The following is a 14,139-nucleotide window of genomic DNA, read 5'->3' as shown; positions in this document are numbered from 1 at the left end:
GAGAAATGGAGTTTGGTCATGTGTATACAGCGATGGTGACGCCCTTTGACGAAAAAGGGGCTCTTCACCTTAAGCGGCTGGAGGAGCTGATCGATCATTTGCTTGCTAACGGGACGGATGCATTGGTGGTGGCCGGGACGACGGGAGAATCACCAACGTTATCGCCTTCGGAGAAGCTTGAGCTTTTTCAGCATTGTGTGGATTATGTGAAAAAGCGGGTGCCGGTGATCGCCGGTACGGGAAGCAACGATACAAAGGGATCTGTGGAGCTAACGGAAAAAGCGGAGGCGCTCGGTGTTGATGGCATCATGCTTGTCACGCCTTATTACAACAAGCCGTCGCAAAAAGGTCTGTATGAGCATTTTAGAACGATTGCTTCGCGTACGACATTGCCGGTTATGCTTTACAACGTTCCCGGGCGCACGGCCCTTCATATGGAGGCTGAGACGGTGATCGCCTTATCAAAAATAAAAAATATTACCGCGGTAAAAGAATCAAGCGGTGATCTCGAACATATGGCAAAGCTGATCACCGAAACGGCGGATGACTTTATTCTTTATACAGGGGATGATGGCAACACGCTGCCGGCGATGGCGATCGGGGCAAGAGGCGTTGTTTCCGTCGCTTCGCATATTATCGGTGCGGAAATGCAGACGATGATTTCTCATTTTTTACAAGGAAATGTCAGCGAGGCAGCGGCGCTTCACCGTCAACTTTTGCCGACGATGCAGGCGATGTTTTCCGCGCCCAATCCAACATGCGTGAAATATGCGCTTGAGGCAAGGGGAATTGAGGTCGGCGGCGTCCGCCTGCCGCTCGTTCCGCTTGATGAACAGCAGAAAAAAACAATCGACGCTGTCTTAGCATAAGAGGCGTGCAAGGCTTTTAAAGCCAAAGAAGCTTGCTTCAAAAGGAGTCAACCTGCCTTTTGGAGCAGGCTTTTTTTGTTGTCAGCATGCCGCTAAAACGGAGCTTTCACGTTTTCCACAATCAATATCTCCTCATTTTTGAAATGATAAGAATAGACGTCCACCTGTCATTATTTGCGGGGCAAAACATCCCCTGTTTTTCTTTTTTTACCGGGTGAAAGGCCAGCGCCTGTCGTTTCGGCTCAAAATTTGGATACCTTTAGGTAATATTGACAGATGAGGAAGTTCAGCTTGTGTTTCAATTTACAAATAAGGTATACTGAAAACAATGATTTGTTCGGATAAAGAATGGGGCTGTGTCGAAAGTGAGGCAATGACGTAGTGCGCGCTATCTGCCTGCAATGGGGAAGCCATGTTAGCAGGCTTTGACGATCTTGCAGCGGCTCCGTGAACTCCCGAGGTGCTCAAAAGAGCGGGAAGTTGCTGATGAGACACCTTTTTCATGACGTAATGGAGACAGCCTTGCATCGTTGGGCAGTAGAGATGTGCAATGGCTGAAGCGTCACCCGGCATTGTTCTGTGAGTAGGGCAGCTCTGCCATTTTAAACGAATAGAAGGTCATCTATGCCAAGGATGATAGAACGGATAAAAAGCAACATAGAGATTGATGAAAGTAGGAGGAACGTCCATTGTCAAAAGAAAATAATGAAAAAGTACGTGTGTTTGCCCTCGGTGGAGTAGGTGAAATCGGCAAAAACATGTACGTTGTAGAGGTGAATGAGGACATCATTGTCGTCGACGCCGGTTTGATGTTTCCGGATGATGATATGCTTGGAGTCGACATCGTGATTCCTGATGTATCCTATCTTGTTGAACATGAAGAACGTGTACGGGGAATCATTCTGACCCATGGTCATGAGGACCATATCGGAGGATTATCATATGTGTTAAAGAAAATAAATGTTCCTGTCTATGGAACGAAGCTTACCCTTGGCCTAGTTGAAGAAAAACTGAAAGAAGCAGGGATTTTCCGTCAGACGACATTGCGTTTGATCGATGCAAACAGCCGTCTGAAAATCGGCTCGACTCCTGTCTCTTTTTTCCGAACAAATCATAGTATTCCAGATTCTGTCGGCGTTACGATTGAAACGTCACAGGGAGCAGTCGTGCATACCGGCGACTTTAAATTTGATCAAACCCCGGTGGACGGCAAACAAGCCGATATCGGAAAGATGGCCGCCATCGGTCAGCGCGGCGTTCTTTGCCTGCTCTCTGACAGCACGAATGCCGAACGTCCCGGCCTGACAAAGTCCGAAACAGAAGTTGGACAAGGCATCGCCGAAGTATTCGAAAAGACGGAAGGGCGAATCATCGTCACGACCTTCGCTTCGAATGTCCATCGGATTCAGCAGGTGATCCAGGCTTCTATTGCAGCGAAACGAAAGCTTGCTGTTGTCGGAAAAAGCATGGTGCGCGTCATCACGATTGCCTCCAAGCTCGGCTATCTTGAAGCGCCGAAGGATCTTTTTATTGATATCGATGAAATTGGCAAGTATCGCGACGAGCAGCTCGTTATTATTACGACCGGCAGTCAGGGAGAGCCGATGTCAGCGCTGACGCGGATGGCAAAAGGGGCTCACCGGCAAATTACGATTACCAATCACGATACGGTCATTATTGCCGCCTCGGCGATTCCGGGAAATGAAAAGTCCGTCTCGTCGATTATTGATCAGCTTCATCGGATCGGGGCGGAAGTCGTCTATGGACAAGCCAAAGTTCACGCCTCCGGTCACGGCAGTCAAGAAGAGCTGAAATTGATGCTTAATTTGATGCGCCCTAAGTATTTTGTACCGATTCACGGTGAGTTCCGGATGCAGCATGCCCATCGCAAGCTCGCTTTGCAGGTCGGAATCAAGCCGGAAGCGATCTTCCTTGTTGATAAAGGGGAAGTCGTTGAGTTTACGAACAATCAGGCGCGTAAAAGCGGCAAGGTGCCATCCGGCAACGTGTTAATCGACGGTCTTGGCGTCGGCGATGTCGGAAACATTGTGCTGCGTGACCGCCGCCTCTTATCAAAGGACGGGATTCTTGTTGTCGTCGTAACATTAAACAAGAAAACGGGCGAATTCGTCGCCGGTCCGAATATTATTTCGCGCGGCTTTGTGTACGTGCGCGAATCGGAAAAGCTGCTTGAAGAAGCCAATACATTGGTGGAAGTCATTTTGAAGAAATGTGTCAGTGAACAGGTTAATGAATGGTCTTCGCTGAAGAGCAATGTTCGAGAAGGATTGAGCCGCTTCCTGTTTGAAAAAACGAAAAGACGGCCGATGATTCTGCCGATTATTATGGAAGTATAAGCGCCGAGCCATAGCTCTTCTTCGAGTGACGAAAAAAGAAGCTTTTCGGTGGCCTTCGTTTCAGAGATGTCTCAAAAGGGTGAAGTAGACCTTGCGGGACATCTCTTCTTTGTTTTGCGGCCGATGGATGAAACGTTGGAAACAAGCTCATACTACGGGAAGAAGGATGATGAAAGGAGGCGTGTGGTCGATGACAATGGAACAACCTTATGCCGAACAGCCACAGCCGAATCAACCGGCTCCGAAAGAGGAGAAGGGATCGGGAATTTTGGACAAGATTCAGGAGTTAGGTCAGACGAATGTGCCTGATATGGCGCAGTCAAATATTCATTGTATGACGGTTGTCGGTCAAATCGAAGGGCATATGCAGCTCCCGCCACAAAACAAAACGACGAAATACGAGCATCTCATTCCCCAGCTTGTCGCGATTGAACAAAACCCGAAAATTGAAGGGCTATTGCTCATTTTAAATACGGTTGGCGGGGATGTGGAAGCCGGTCTGGCGATCTCCGAAATGGTCGCTTCGATGTCAAAGCCTTCCGTAACCCTCGTGCTTGGAGGAGGTCATTCGATCGGGGTGCCGATTGCCGTCGCCGCCGACTATTCGTTTATTGCCGAAACGGCGACGATGACGATTCATCCGGTCAGACTGACAGGATTAGTGATCGGGGTTCCGCAATCATTTGAGTATTTGGACAAAATGCAGGAGCGGGTCATCAGCTTTGTGACGAAGCACTCAAATATTACAGAAGAGAAATTTAAAGAGCTGATGCTTTCGAAAGGCAATTTAACGAGAGATATCGGGACGAATGTAATTGGAACGGATGCGGTGAAATACGGTTTGATTAATGAGGTTGGCGGGATCGGTCAGGCGCTCGGAAAGCTGAACAGTCTGATTGACGAGTACCGGCAAAAACAGGCTGACGGAAAGGATGAGGTCATCCAATGATTCTCTATACAATGGTTCCTCCTGAATTCATTTTCCCAGAAGAGGAACAAAGCTACAAATCCCAGCAGGTTATTCCGTGTGAAGCCGGCCAGTTGATCGTAGAGCGGCTTAATGCCTCCGAATACCGGATTGTACGGCTGCTGAGCGGAGATCCGATGCATTATTTAAATGAAAAATATACACCCGGAACCGTCATCCAGGCAAAACCGCAATTTTAGCATGTAGACAGGCATAGTCTATGCTATAATTAACTTCATCCAAGAATGGTCGAAGCAGCCAGCTGGCTGCTTCTTAAGTATTGAATGGAAATTGTGATTGAAGTAAAGGGTGAAACGTATGGCAAGACGAAAGAAAAAAAGAAAAACCGAGTGGAAATCCCAGCTGACATTTGAACTCATCGGTCTCGGATTGCTTGTCATTGCTGTCGTTACATTAGCACGACTTGGAACAGTTGGCGAAACCTTTGTGCGACTATTCCGTTTTTTTCTCGGAGAATGGTTTGCTGTGCTCGCCTTCGGTTTATTGGCGATTTCCATCTACATTATGGTCAAGCGTCAGCAACCTAAGCTGTTGACGCGCCGAATGTCGGGAGCCTATGTCATTCTTCTTTCTATGGCTTTATTCAGTCATGTTGGTTTATTCAACCAGCTTGCCGGTCAAGAAGGATTTCAAGACAGGTCGGTCATTCGCAATACGTGGAACCTGTTTTGGATGGAAATGAGAGGGGAGATCCCGCCTGCCGACCTGGGCGGTGGGATGATCGGCTCTCTGGCCTTTGCCATGAGCCACTTTTTATTCGCTGAAGCAGGGACTTATTTTTTATGCTTTGTATTGTTTATGATCGGATTAATTTTGATTACAGGTCGCTCGCTTTCGGAGCTTATCGGCAAATTGTTCCGACGCAGCTATCTTTTCTTAAGTGACAGCTTTCGTTCATTCGGCGCTGAACTGAAGCAAATGAAAGAAAGAACGAAGGAAAAGCTGGAAGAAGAGCGAAAAAACCAGAAGAAAAAAAAGAAAAAGCGGCCGTTGCCTGATGAGGCTGATGAAATTGAACCGGCGACTGAACAGCCCGAAGGCGAGCCGGAAATTGTCGATTTCACCCAAAAGCTGTATCCGCCGGTTGAAGAGAAACGAAAGGTGGAACAAGAGAAAGAAGAGGTCAAAGCGGTGGACGAGCCCGTCCAGGAAGCGCTTGTCACAGCCCAGGAGACGAATGAAGCGTATCAGCTTCCAAGCTTTGAGCTGCTCAAGCTGCCCGATAATCCAAGTCAATCCGGGGAAAAACGCCAGTTGACTGAAAACGCGCGCAAGCTGGAACAGACTTTAGAAAGCTTTGGCGTCAAAGCCCGCGTGTCGAAGGTGCATCTCGGCCCGGCTGTGACGAAGTACGAAGTTAACCCGAGCATCGGGGTGAAAGTGAGCAAAATTGTCAATCTTGCTGATGATCTGGCGCTTGCCCTCGCGGCAAAGGATATCAGAATCGAAGCGCCGATTCCGGGCAAGTCGGCGATCGGGATTGAAGTGCCTAATCAGGAAGTGGCGATTGTCACGTTGCGCGAAGTTCTTGATTCGCCTGAATCGCAGCGTGAAAGCAACGTCCTCGCTGTCGGCCTCGGACGGGATATTTCCGGGGAACCCGTTCTCGCTCATTTGAACAAAATGCCCCATCTTCTTGTGGCAGGAGCGACAGGCAGTGGGAAAAGTGTTTGTATTAACGGCATTATTACAAGTATTTTATTAAAGGCGAAGCCGCATGAAGTGAAGCTGATGATGATCGATCCGAAGATGGTCGAGCTGACGGTATACAATGGTATTCCTCATCTGCTCACCCCTGTTGTGACAGAAGCGAAAAAAGCGTCCCAGGCGTTGAAGAAAGTTGTCGCCGAGATGGAACGGCGCTATGACTTGTTTTCCCATACGGGAACAAGAAATATCGAGGGCTATAACGAAACGATCAGACGTCATAATGAAGCCGAAGAAGCAAAGCAGCCGATGCTGCCTTACATCGTCGTCATAGTCGATGAGCTCGCTGATTTGATGATGGTAGCTTCTGGCGATGTCGAGGACTCGATTGCCCGCCTCGCGCAAATGGCGCGTGCTGCCGGGATTCATATGATCATTGCGACACAGCGGCCATCCGTCGATGTGATTACCGGAGTGATTAAAGCGAACATCCCGTCGCGTATTGCCTTCGGTGTATCCTCGCAAACCGACTCAAGAACAATCCTCGATTCAGGCGGCGCAGAAAAGCTGCTCGGCCGCGGGGACATGCTCTATATGCCGGTTGGTGCGACGAAGCCGAAGCGGGTGCAAGGGGCGTTTCTCTCCGATCAGGAAGTTGAAGATGTCGTCAACTTTGTCATCTCCCAGCAAAAAGCGCAATACCAGGAGGAAATGACACCAACCGAGGAGAAAGCAGTGGAAGGACAAGTGGAGGATGAGCTGTATCAGCCTGCTGTTGAGCTCGTGACGGAAATGAACACCGCCTCTGTTTCGATGCTGCAGCGTCGTTTCCGCATTGGCTATACGAGGGCGGCTCGCTTAATCGACGAAATGGAAGTCAGAGGCATCGTTGGCCCGTATGAAGGTAGTAAGCCCCGGGAAGTTCTTGTTGAGAAGACAGAGGTGGACGAAGCATCTCATTCATCATAGACGAACTTGGGTGAGGGGGAGACTGGCAAAAGCAAAAGCTACGTCGCCCCTGCCCCTTTGACAAGAGAGAATGAAAAGGAGTGGAGAGTATGATTAAAACGGATCAACGGCCTCTATATTTACAAGTCATTGACCGCATCAAAGAAGATATTGATAAGAAGGTGTATGAAGAAGGGGAAAAGCTGCCATCCGAATTCGAGCTCTCCAAACAGCTTGGGGTCAGCCGGGCGACGCTGCGGGAGGCGCTGCGGATTCTTGAGGAAGAAGGCGTTGTCATCCGCCGTCACGGAGTCGGGACATTTGTTCATTCCAAGCCGTTGTTTACGGCCGGAATCGAGGAAATGTACAGTGTGACGGATATGATCATTCAGGCGAATATGACTCCAGGGACGATCTTTTTGTCCTCTTCGGTGCAGCCGGCAACGGAGGAAGACCGGCGCAAATTCGCGCAGGAAGACCTCGCCGAGATTATGGAAATCGAACGGGTTCGTACGGCGGACGGAACGCCGGTTGTTTACTGTCTGGATCAAATTCCGAACCAGCTTGTTGAAAACCATTCGATCCATGAAACAAAGTCAATTTTCCGTTTTCTTGAAGAGATCGGGCGGACGATTACCCATGCCGTTACCTATATCGAGCCAATCGGCTATCATGAGCACGTCTCGGAAATTTTAGAATGCGACCCGGAATCCTCGTTGCTGCTGCTGAAGCAAATGCATTATGACCAGCTTGAACAGCCGCTGCTCTATTCGTTAAATTATTTTCGTGCCGATAAATTTAAGTTTCATGTTGTAAGAAAAAGGGTGAAAGCATAACCTAAGCTGACTGGCTGAAAAAGGAGATGAGTAGATGAAGCCGTTAACAGAGAAGATCCATAGCTGTGATCAGATGACGATCCACACAGTCCCGACGGATAAATATAAGACAACCTCATTAATCATGATGATGAAAGCCCCGCTGGAACAGGAAACGGTTGCGCTGCGGGCCTTGCTCCCTCAGGTGCTGCAAAACGGTACGGCGTCGAAGCCTTCGCGGAAGGAGCTGCGCCAGACGCTGGACGAGATGTACGGAGCCCTGTTCACAACGGATGTCCAAAAAAAAGGAGAACAGCACATTATCACGCTGCGGTTAGAGGTGGCAAATGAGCAGTTCTTGTCTGATTCCACTCCATTGTTAAAGCAGGCGACGACCTTGCTTGCCGAAATTCTGCTCCACCCGCGTCTTGAGGGCGACACGTTCGTGAACTCAGTGCTGGAAACGGAGAAGCGTTCCCTTATTCAGCGGATCGAATCGGTCTATGACGATAAAATGCGCTATGCGAATGTGCGGGTTACGGAAGAAATGTGTAAAGGGGAGCGGTTTGCGTTAACCGCCTTCGGAACGGCAGAAGAGGTTCAGGCGATCACTGCCGAGTCGTTGCACGACTACTATGTTAACGCGATCCGGACGAATCAGTTTGATCTTTATCTCGTTGGCTCGTTTGAGGAAGAGCAGGCTCTTGCCGATGTGAGAGAAGCGTTTGCCCCGCTGATCGCGATCAATAAGCCGGCAAACCAATTAGTGACGACCGAAAGCCCCGATGTTGATGAGATTCGCGTCGTTCACGAAGCGCAGGACGTTAAGCAAGGCAAGCTTCACATTGGATTCCGCACGTATCTCACCTACAGCGACGAAGATTATGTGGCGATGCAAGTTTGCAACGGCCTGTTTGGCGGCTTTTCTCATTCAAAGCTTTTTATCAATGTTCGCGAAAAGGAAAGCCTCGCTTATTATGCGGCCTCACGGCTTGAAAGCCATAAAGGGATCATGATGGTCATGTCCGGAATCGAATTTGCAAAATATGAACGCGCTGTCGAAATTATTAAAGAGCAATTTGCAGCGATGCAGCAGGGCGACTTCAGCACGGACGAAGTCGAGCAGACGAAGGCGATGCTGAAAAATCAAATTCTCGAAACGGCAGATGTGGCGCGCGGCTATGTTGAACTTCTTTACCACCAGGTGATCAGCGGCAGCAAGCGCGCGCTGTCAGAGTGGCTTGAGCAGGTTGATGCTGTGACGAAAGAAGATATTGTCCGCGTTGCCAAACATGTCAAGCTTGATACGATTTACTTTTTAAAAGGAAAGGAGTGAGTGCCGTGAAGCCTGTTCATTTTTCACAATTGGAGGAAACACTCTACCATGAAACGCTTGAAAACGGGTTAAGCGTCTACATTTTGCCGAAGGAAGGCTTTAATAAAACGTTCGCTACCTTTACGACGAAGTACGGGTCAGTCGACAATCATTTTTTACCGCTTGGAAAAGACGAAGCGATTCAGGTTCCTGACGGCATTGCCCACTTCCTGGAACATAAAATGTTTGAGGATGAAGACGGTGATGTATTCCAGGATTTCAGCAAGCAGGGGGCCTCGGCTAATGCCTTCACGAGCTTTACCCGCACAGCTTACTTATTCTCAAGCACGACGAATGTCGAAAAAAACCTCGATACACTGCTTGATTTCGTGCAGCACCCTTATTTTACCGAGGAAAGCGTCGAGAAAGAAAAGGGGATCATCAATCAGGAAATTACGATGTATGACGATAACCCGGACTGGCGCGCTTATTTTGGCGTGATTGAAAATATGTTTCATACCCACCCGGTGAAGATCGACATCGCCGGTACGATCGAATCGATTTCCCATATTACAAAGGATTTGCTTTACACATGCTATGAAACGTTCTACCATCCGAACAATATGCTGCTGTTCGTAGTAGGGCCCGTCGATCCGGAGGCGATCATGGCGCAAATCAAAGAGAATCAGGCAAGCAAGGAATTTGCCGAGCCGACCGAGCTTCAGCGTTATTTTGACGAGGAGCCGGAGACAGTGGCCCGAAGCAAGCATGTGATCACGATGCCCGTGCAAACGCCGAAATGCCTCGTCGGCTTTAAGGAAAAGGGAGCTGACCGTCAAGGAAAAGAGCTGTTAAAGCGCGAACTTTCCGTCTCTGTGCTGCTCGATGTCATGTTCGGGCAAAGCTCGGAAAATTACCAGACGTTGCTCGAAGAAGGCTTGATCGATGATTCCTTTTCTTTCGATCATTCGGCTGAACAGGGCTTTGGCTTTACGATTATCGGCGGGGATACGAAGCACCCGGACAAACTCGCCGAGCGTTTGCAGGAGATGGTTGAGAGCTTCAAGCAGACCGCTTTAGTAAAAGAAGAAGTCGACCGCGTGGTAAAAAAGAAAATCGGTTCCTTCCTGCGATCGCTTAATTCCCCTGAGTATATCGCCAATCAGTTTACACGCTATCAATTTAATGAGATGAATTTATTTGATGTCGTACCTGTGTTGGAAAGCGTAACGGTTGATGAGCTTCAGCAGGTGCTTGCAGACCATTTTCAATTTGAGCGCTTTACTGTTTGCCAGGTGATGGCGGAAGGGTACAACCAATCATGAGAAAGCAGATTTTACTTACGGGAGCATCGGGCGGGATCGGCCAGGCGATTGCAAGAGAGCTGGCTGCTCCAGGCTGCTCTCTTTTTTTGCATTATGCGACCCAGCGAGAAAAGGTGGAAGCCGTCGGCGAAGCTTGCCGGCAAAGCGGAGCTGAAGTTACGTATATTTGTGCCGACCTCGCGCGTGAAGACGGCGATGAACAGCTGCTTTCCGCGCTGCCTTCGTACGCCGCGCTCGATACGGTCATTCACAATGCCGGAACGAGCCATGCCGGCTTGTTTACCGAAATGACAAAAGCTGAAATCGAGCAGCTGATGAACATTCACCTGCTTAATCCGATGCATATTACGAAGGCGCTGCTGCCGGGGATGCTGTCAAGGCAGGCGGGAAACATCGTCATCATCTCGTCGATTTGGGGTCAGACGGGCGCGGCATGTGAGGTCGCCTATTCCGCGGCGAAAAGCGGTTTGAACGGCTTTGTGAAAGGGCTGGCGAAGGAAGTCGCACCGAGCCGGATTCAGGTCAATGGCATCGCTCCCGGGGCAATTGAGACGGAGATGCTGAACGGGATCGAGCGCGAAAGCCTGATCGAGGATATTCCGGCAAACCGGCTTGGCCGGCCGGAGGAGATTGCAGCCACGGTTCGTTTTTTAACGTCAGGTAAAGCGACTTACATAAATGGGCACATCCTTTCGGTCAATGGCGCGTGGCATTGTTAAAAACATTTTCATGCATAATTTTTCCCTGCCTTAGAAAAAATATAGAATGAAGTACATTATCAAGGAGGAATTTACATGTCTGTATTAGACAATTGGGATCAATGGAAAAATTTCTTGGGTGATCGTCTTCATCAGGCGGAGGACGAAGGGATGAGTGAAAATGTTATCTCTGATGTTGCTTATCAAGTTGGTGAATATTTGTCGCAGCAGGTTGAACCGAAAAACGAACAAGAGCGTATCCTAGCCGACCTTTGGCGCGTAGCCGATGAACAGGAGCAGCATGCGATAGCCAATATGATGGTCAAGCTTGTGCAAAATAACGGCACTCGTTAAGCAGACCCGCTAGTAGACGCCGGGTTTATCGCGGAAAACACTGCAGGTCCATTTGGCGCGAAGGCCGCACCGAAGAAAAATTCCGGGACGAGCTTTTCAACAGCAGGAGACGATGGATATTGCTTTGGACTTGTTCCAAAAGGTCACATTCAACCTTTAGGGACAAGTCCTTCTCTTTTTTTCATAAGAATGGAGCGGGAGAAACGAGAAACCTGTTTTATTTCCGACAAAGTTCTTTCATTTGTGACGAAAATCCATTATCATGAAAGGTAGAGAATACTAGGTGGCAGCGAACCGTCTCCTTCGTATCCAGATTTATCATTGCAGTAAAGGGTGGCATAAATGGATGATGTAAAAGAATGGTATTTAGAATATCATATACATAAGAACAGACCTGGGCTTCTCGGCGATATTTCGTCGTTGCTTGGTATGCTGAAAATCAATATCGTCACGATCAACGGCGTTGACGGGATGTTGCGCGGTATGCTGATTCGCAGTAAAAGTGACGATCAAGTGGCGAGATTCAGGGCGATTTTAGAAACGATCGAGGATATTAAGGTTACGAAATTCAGGGAGCCGCGCGTCCGCGATCGTCTGGCGATTCGTCATGGCCGCTATATCGAGCGGGATGCCGATGACCGCAAAACGTTCCGTTTTATCCGGACGGAGCTTGGTCTGCTTGTCGATTTCATGGCGGAACTGTACAAGCGGGAAGGGCATTTGCTTGTCGGGATTCGGGGAATGCCTCGTGTCGGAAAGACAGAGTCGATTGTCGCTGCCAGCGTCTGTGCCAACAAAAGATGGTCTTTTATTTCTTCGACATTGCTGCGGCAAACGGTGAGAAGTCAGCTGGCTGATGATGAGTTAAGTGAGGATCATATCTTTATCATTGACGGGATTGTGACAACGATGCGCTCGACCGAAAAGCACCGTATGCTTGTTCGGGATATCATGCGACTTCCTGCCGTGAAAGTGGTCGAGCATCCTGATATTTTTGTACGGGAGACAGAGTATGAGTTGGATGATTTTGATTGCATTATCGAACTCAGAAATGATGAAAAAGAAGAGATCACATACGAAGTAGTTGAATCGGGCTTTTCCTCTTTTGATATAAGCTAAGGTGTAGGTAGGTGGTATGATGTCAGAACTAGGTCAATATTTAAAGGAAGTCCGGGAGCAGAAGCAGATCACGTTAGAAGATCTTCAGCGGACGACAAAGATTCAAAAGCGCTATCTCGTTGCGATTGAAGAGGGGAGATACGAGACGCTTCCAGGACTGTTTTACGCCAGGGCATTTGTGAAGACATATGCGGAATCAATCGGTCTTGATCCAGAGCCTTTATTTGATCAATACCGCAATGAGTTGCCCAATCCTCAGCAGGAAACGGTCGCCTTGCCGTCGCGCTCTGAACGGACGAAAAAGACGGCCGTTACGCCGAAAAAGCGGACGCGTGGCAATACGCTGCTTCCCGCAGTGCTCGGGATCGCCGGGGTCATTGTGGTAGTCGTCCTGATTTGGCTGTTAGCGCAATCGATGGGCTGGGGAGGCGACGGCGGCGAGGCCGTTCCGCCGGACATGAATGAAAATGTCGAACTCGATTCCTCGGATGAAGTAGGCACAGAGCCGGAGGAAGAGGAAAATAGTGCGGAGGAAGAGCCGCCTGCTTCGGAGCCGGATGAAGAGGAGCAGGAGGAACAGGAGCCCCCAGAGCCGGAAACAGAGCTTACATTTATTGAAAGCAGCGGCAATACGTCTTATTACCAATTGGAAAATGGTCAGCTGGACGATGTAAGGATTGAGCTAACAGGCACATCTCATATCGATGTGAAAAATGCGTTAGGGCATACGTTCTTTACCGGGATGCCAACGGAAGGCGAAGTGTTGACCTTCGATGAGCTGGCGGCGGAGGAAGAGGTTTTGTTTAACTTCGGTGCTTCTCCATACGTCGAGCTTTACATTAATGGTGAACGGCTTGAATTCCCGCTTGATATCGTTCATCAAAAGGTCACTATTACGGTTGTGGGTCAAAACAGCTGATGATTTGAAAGCAGAGCGTTTGCTTTTCCAGGTTGTCGAACGAAGTCTTCTGTTAGAAGCTGTTCGGCAACCTGTTTTGCTTTTCGGGTCACAGCGTTTCAGGAAAAAGTGGTTTTGGTTACAAATATGGGGATGAATCGTATATAATAACAGTGCGGCTGTTTACTTGATCATTGTTTTGAAGGAAGGGAACATTTTGAATTTACCTAACAAAATTACGATTTCACGCATCTTTCTTATCCCTTTGTTTATGATTTTTTTACTCGCTCCATTGCCATTCGGCGACTTTGTTTTTCTCGGAACGACGATGCCTGTCGCTCATTTTATCGCGGCGTTAATCTTTATCATTGCTTCGGCAACCGATTGGCTTGACGGGTATTACGCGCGCAAGCTGAACTTGATTACGAACTTCGGCAAGTTTCTTGATCCGCTGGCAGACAAATTGCTGATCACGGCAGCGTTAATTGCCCTGGTCGAATTGCAGCTGCTTCCTGCATGGATGGCGATCGTCATTATTAGCCGGGAGTTTGCCGTGACGGGAATCCGGCTTGTAGCAGCCGCAGACGGGGAAGTGATTGCCGCCAGTCCGCTAGGGAAATTAAAAACGGTGGCGCAAATCGTGGCGATCTCTGCCTTGATGTTACATAATTGGCCGTTTCAAGCGCTGTCTTTGCCTTTTGATATGCTTGCGATCTGGATTGCGACGATTTTAACGATCTGGTCCGGTGTTGATTATTTTCAAAAGAACAAACATATTCTTCTAAAATCCAAATAGGGCGGTTGAT

Annotated in this window: 13 protein-coding genes; all 13 read left to right on the top strand. The window is 48.8% G+C overall.

Going from position 1 to position 14,139, the window contains the following annotated elements; translation table 11 throughout:
* Positions 1–5: 5 nt before the first annotated feature.
* The 13 genes from dapA to pgsA all read left to right on the top strand — a co-directional run bounded on the left by dapA (position 6) and on the right by pgsA (position 14,129).
* Entirely contained in the window at positions 6–869 is an 864-nt protein-coding gene (dapA, locus tag ABMB67_RS05270) for a 4-hydroxy-tetrahydrodipicolinate synthase (protein WP_354571338.1), read from the top strand.
* Positions 870–1,558: 689 nt separating this feature from the next.
* Positions 1,559–3,226, top strand: coding sequence for a ribonuclease J (locus ABMB67_RS05265; RefSeq protein WP_354571337.1), 1,668 nt, complete (start codon positions 1,559–1,561; stop codon positions 3,224–3,226).
* Between the two features lie 190 nt (positions 3,227–3,416).
* Complete coding sequence (locus ABMB67_RS05260) at positions 3,417–4,175, top strand: ClpP family protease (protein WP_390189541.1); 759 nt, start codon at positions 3,417–3,419, stop codon at positions 4,173–4,175.
* On the top strand, positions 4,172–4,393 hold the full coding sequence (locus ABMB67_RS05255; protein WP_354571336.1) for a YlzJ-like family protein: 222 nt from the start codon (positions 4,172–4,174) through the stop codon (positions 4,391–4,393). The genes ABMB67_RS05260 and ABMB67_RS05255 overlap by 4 nt, the downstream gene beginning before the upstream one ends.
* 118 nt (positions 4,394–4,511) lie before the next feature.
* Positions 4,512–6,830 (top strand): FtsK/SpoIIIE family DNA translocase, encoded by a 2,319-nt coding sequence (locus tag ABMB67_RS05250; RefSeq protein WP_251222066.1) that lies wholly within the window; start codon positions 4,512–4,514, stop codon positions 6,828–6,830.
* A gap of 89 nt (positions 6,831–6,919) precedes the next feature.
* A complete protein-coding gene (locus ABMB67_RS05245; protein WP_251222067.1) occupies positions 6,920–7,645 on the top strand; it encodes a GntR family transcriptional regulator in 726 nt (241 codons plus the stop codon).
* A gap of 34 nt (positions 7,646–7,679) precedes the next feature.
* Positions 7,680–8,960: an EF-P 5-aminopentanol modification-associated protein YfmF gene (gene yfmF / locus ABMB67_RS05240; protein WP_354571335.1), complete on the top strand. Its 1,281-nt coding sequence runs from the start codon at positions 7,680–7,682 to the stop codon at positions 8,958–8,960.
* Between the two features lie 5 nt (positions 8,961–8,965).
* Positions 8,966–10,264: an EF-P 5-aminopentanol modification-associated protein YfmH gene (gene yfmH, locus ABMB67_RS05235; RefSeq protein WP_354571334.1), complete on the top strand. Its 1,299-nt coding sequence runs from the start codon at positions 8,966–8,968 to the stop codon at positions 10,262–10,264.
* Positions 10,261–10,983 (top strand): elongation factor P 5-aminopentanone reductase, encoded by a 723-nt coding sequence (gene ymfI / locus ABMB67_RS05230; protein WP_354571333.1) that lies wholly within the window; start codon positions 10,261–10,263, stop codon positions 10,981–10,983. The genes yfmH and ymfI overlap by 4 nt, the downstream gene beginning before the upstream one ends.
* Before the next feature lie 75 nt (positions 10,984–11,058).
* Entirely contained in the window at positions 11,059–11,316 is a 258-nt protein-coding gene (locus tag ABMB67_RS05225; protein ID WP_251222071.1) for a DUF3243 domain-containing protein, read from the top strand.
* Positions 11,317–11,658: 342 nt separating this feature from the next.
* Positions 11,659–12,435: a DUF3388 domain-containing protein gene (locus ABMB67_RS05220; RefSeq protein WP_251222072.1), complete on the top strand. Its 777-nt coding sequence runs from the start codon at positions 11,659–11,661 to the stop codon at positions 12,433–12,435.
* Positions 12,436–12,454: 19 nt separating this feature from the next.
* Complete coding sequence (locus ABMB67_RS05215; protein WP_354571332.1) at positions 12,455–13,354, top strand: helix-turn-helix domain-containing protein; 900 nt, start codon at positions 12,455–12,457, stop codon at positions 13,352–13,354.
* A 196-nt stretch (positions 13,355–13,550) separates the two neighbouring features.
* Positions 13,551–14,129 (top strand): CDP-diacylglycerol--glycerol-3-phosphate 3-phosphatidyltransferase, encoded by a 579-nt coding sequence (gene pgsA, locus ABMB67_RS05210; protein ID WP_251222074.1) that lies wholly within the window; start codon positions 13,551–13,553, stop codon positions 14,127–14,129.
* Positions 14,130–14,139 lie beyond the last annotated feature (10 nt).

Source organism: Halalkalibacter oceani (assembly GCF_040544555.1).
GTDB lineage: Bacteria > Bacillota > Bacilli > Bacillales > Bacillaceae_D > Halalkalibacter > Halalkalibacter oceani.
This window is presented reverse-complemented; position numbering and strand designations above follow the sequence as displayed.

What these genes read in the sequence shown, in the direction of transcription:
- ABMB67_RS05225 (WP_251222071.1), top strand. Translation starts at nt 11,059, where the DNA reads ATGTCTGTATTAGACAATTGGGATCAATGGAAAAATTTCTTGGGTGAT.
- dapA (WP_354571338.1), top strand. Translation starts at nt 6, where the DNA reads ATGGAGTTTGGTCATGTGTATACAGCGATGGTGACGCCCTTTGACGAA.
- ABMB67_RS05260 (WP_390189541.1), top strand. Translation starts at nt 3,417, where the DNA reads ATGACAATGGAACAACCTTATGCCGAACAGCCACAGCCGAATCAACCG.
- ABMB67_RS05220 (WP_251222072.1), top strand. Translation starts at nt 11,659, where the DNA reads ATGGATGATGTAAAAGAATGGTATTTAGAATATCATATACATAAGAAC.
- yfmF (WP_354571335.1), top strand. Translation starts at nt 7,680, where the DNA reads ATGAAGCCGTTAACAGAGAAGATCCATAGCTGTGATCAGATGACGATC.
- ABMB67_RS05245 (WP_251222067.1), top strand. Translation starts at nt 6,920, where the DNA reads ATGATTAAAACGGATCAACGGCCTCTATATTTACAAGTCATTGACCGC.
- ABMB67_RS05215 (WP_354571332.1), top strand. Translation starts at nt 12,455, where the DNA reads ATGTCAGAACTAGGTCAATATTTAAAGGAAGTCCGGGAGCAGAAGCAG.
- ABMB67_RS05250 (WP_251222066.1), top strand. Translation starts at nt 4,512, where the DNA reads ATGGCAAGACGAAAGAAAAAAAGAAAAACCGAGTGGAAATCCCAGCTG.
- ymfI (WP_354571333.1), top strand. Translation starts at nt 10,261, where the DNA reads ATGAGAAAGCAGATTTTACTTACGGGAGCATCGGGCGGGATCGGCCAG.
- ABMB67_RS05255 (WP_354571336.1), top strand. Translation starts at nt 4,172, where the DNA reads ATGATTCTCTATACAATGGTTCCTCCTGAATTCATTTTCCCAGAAGAG.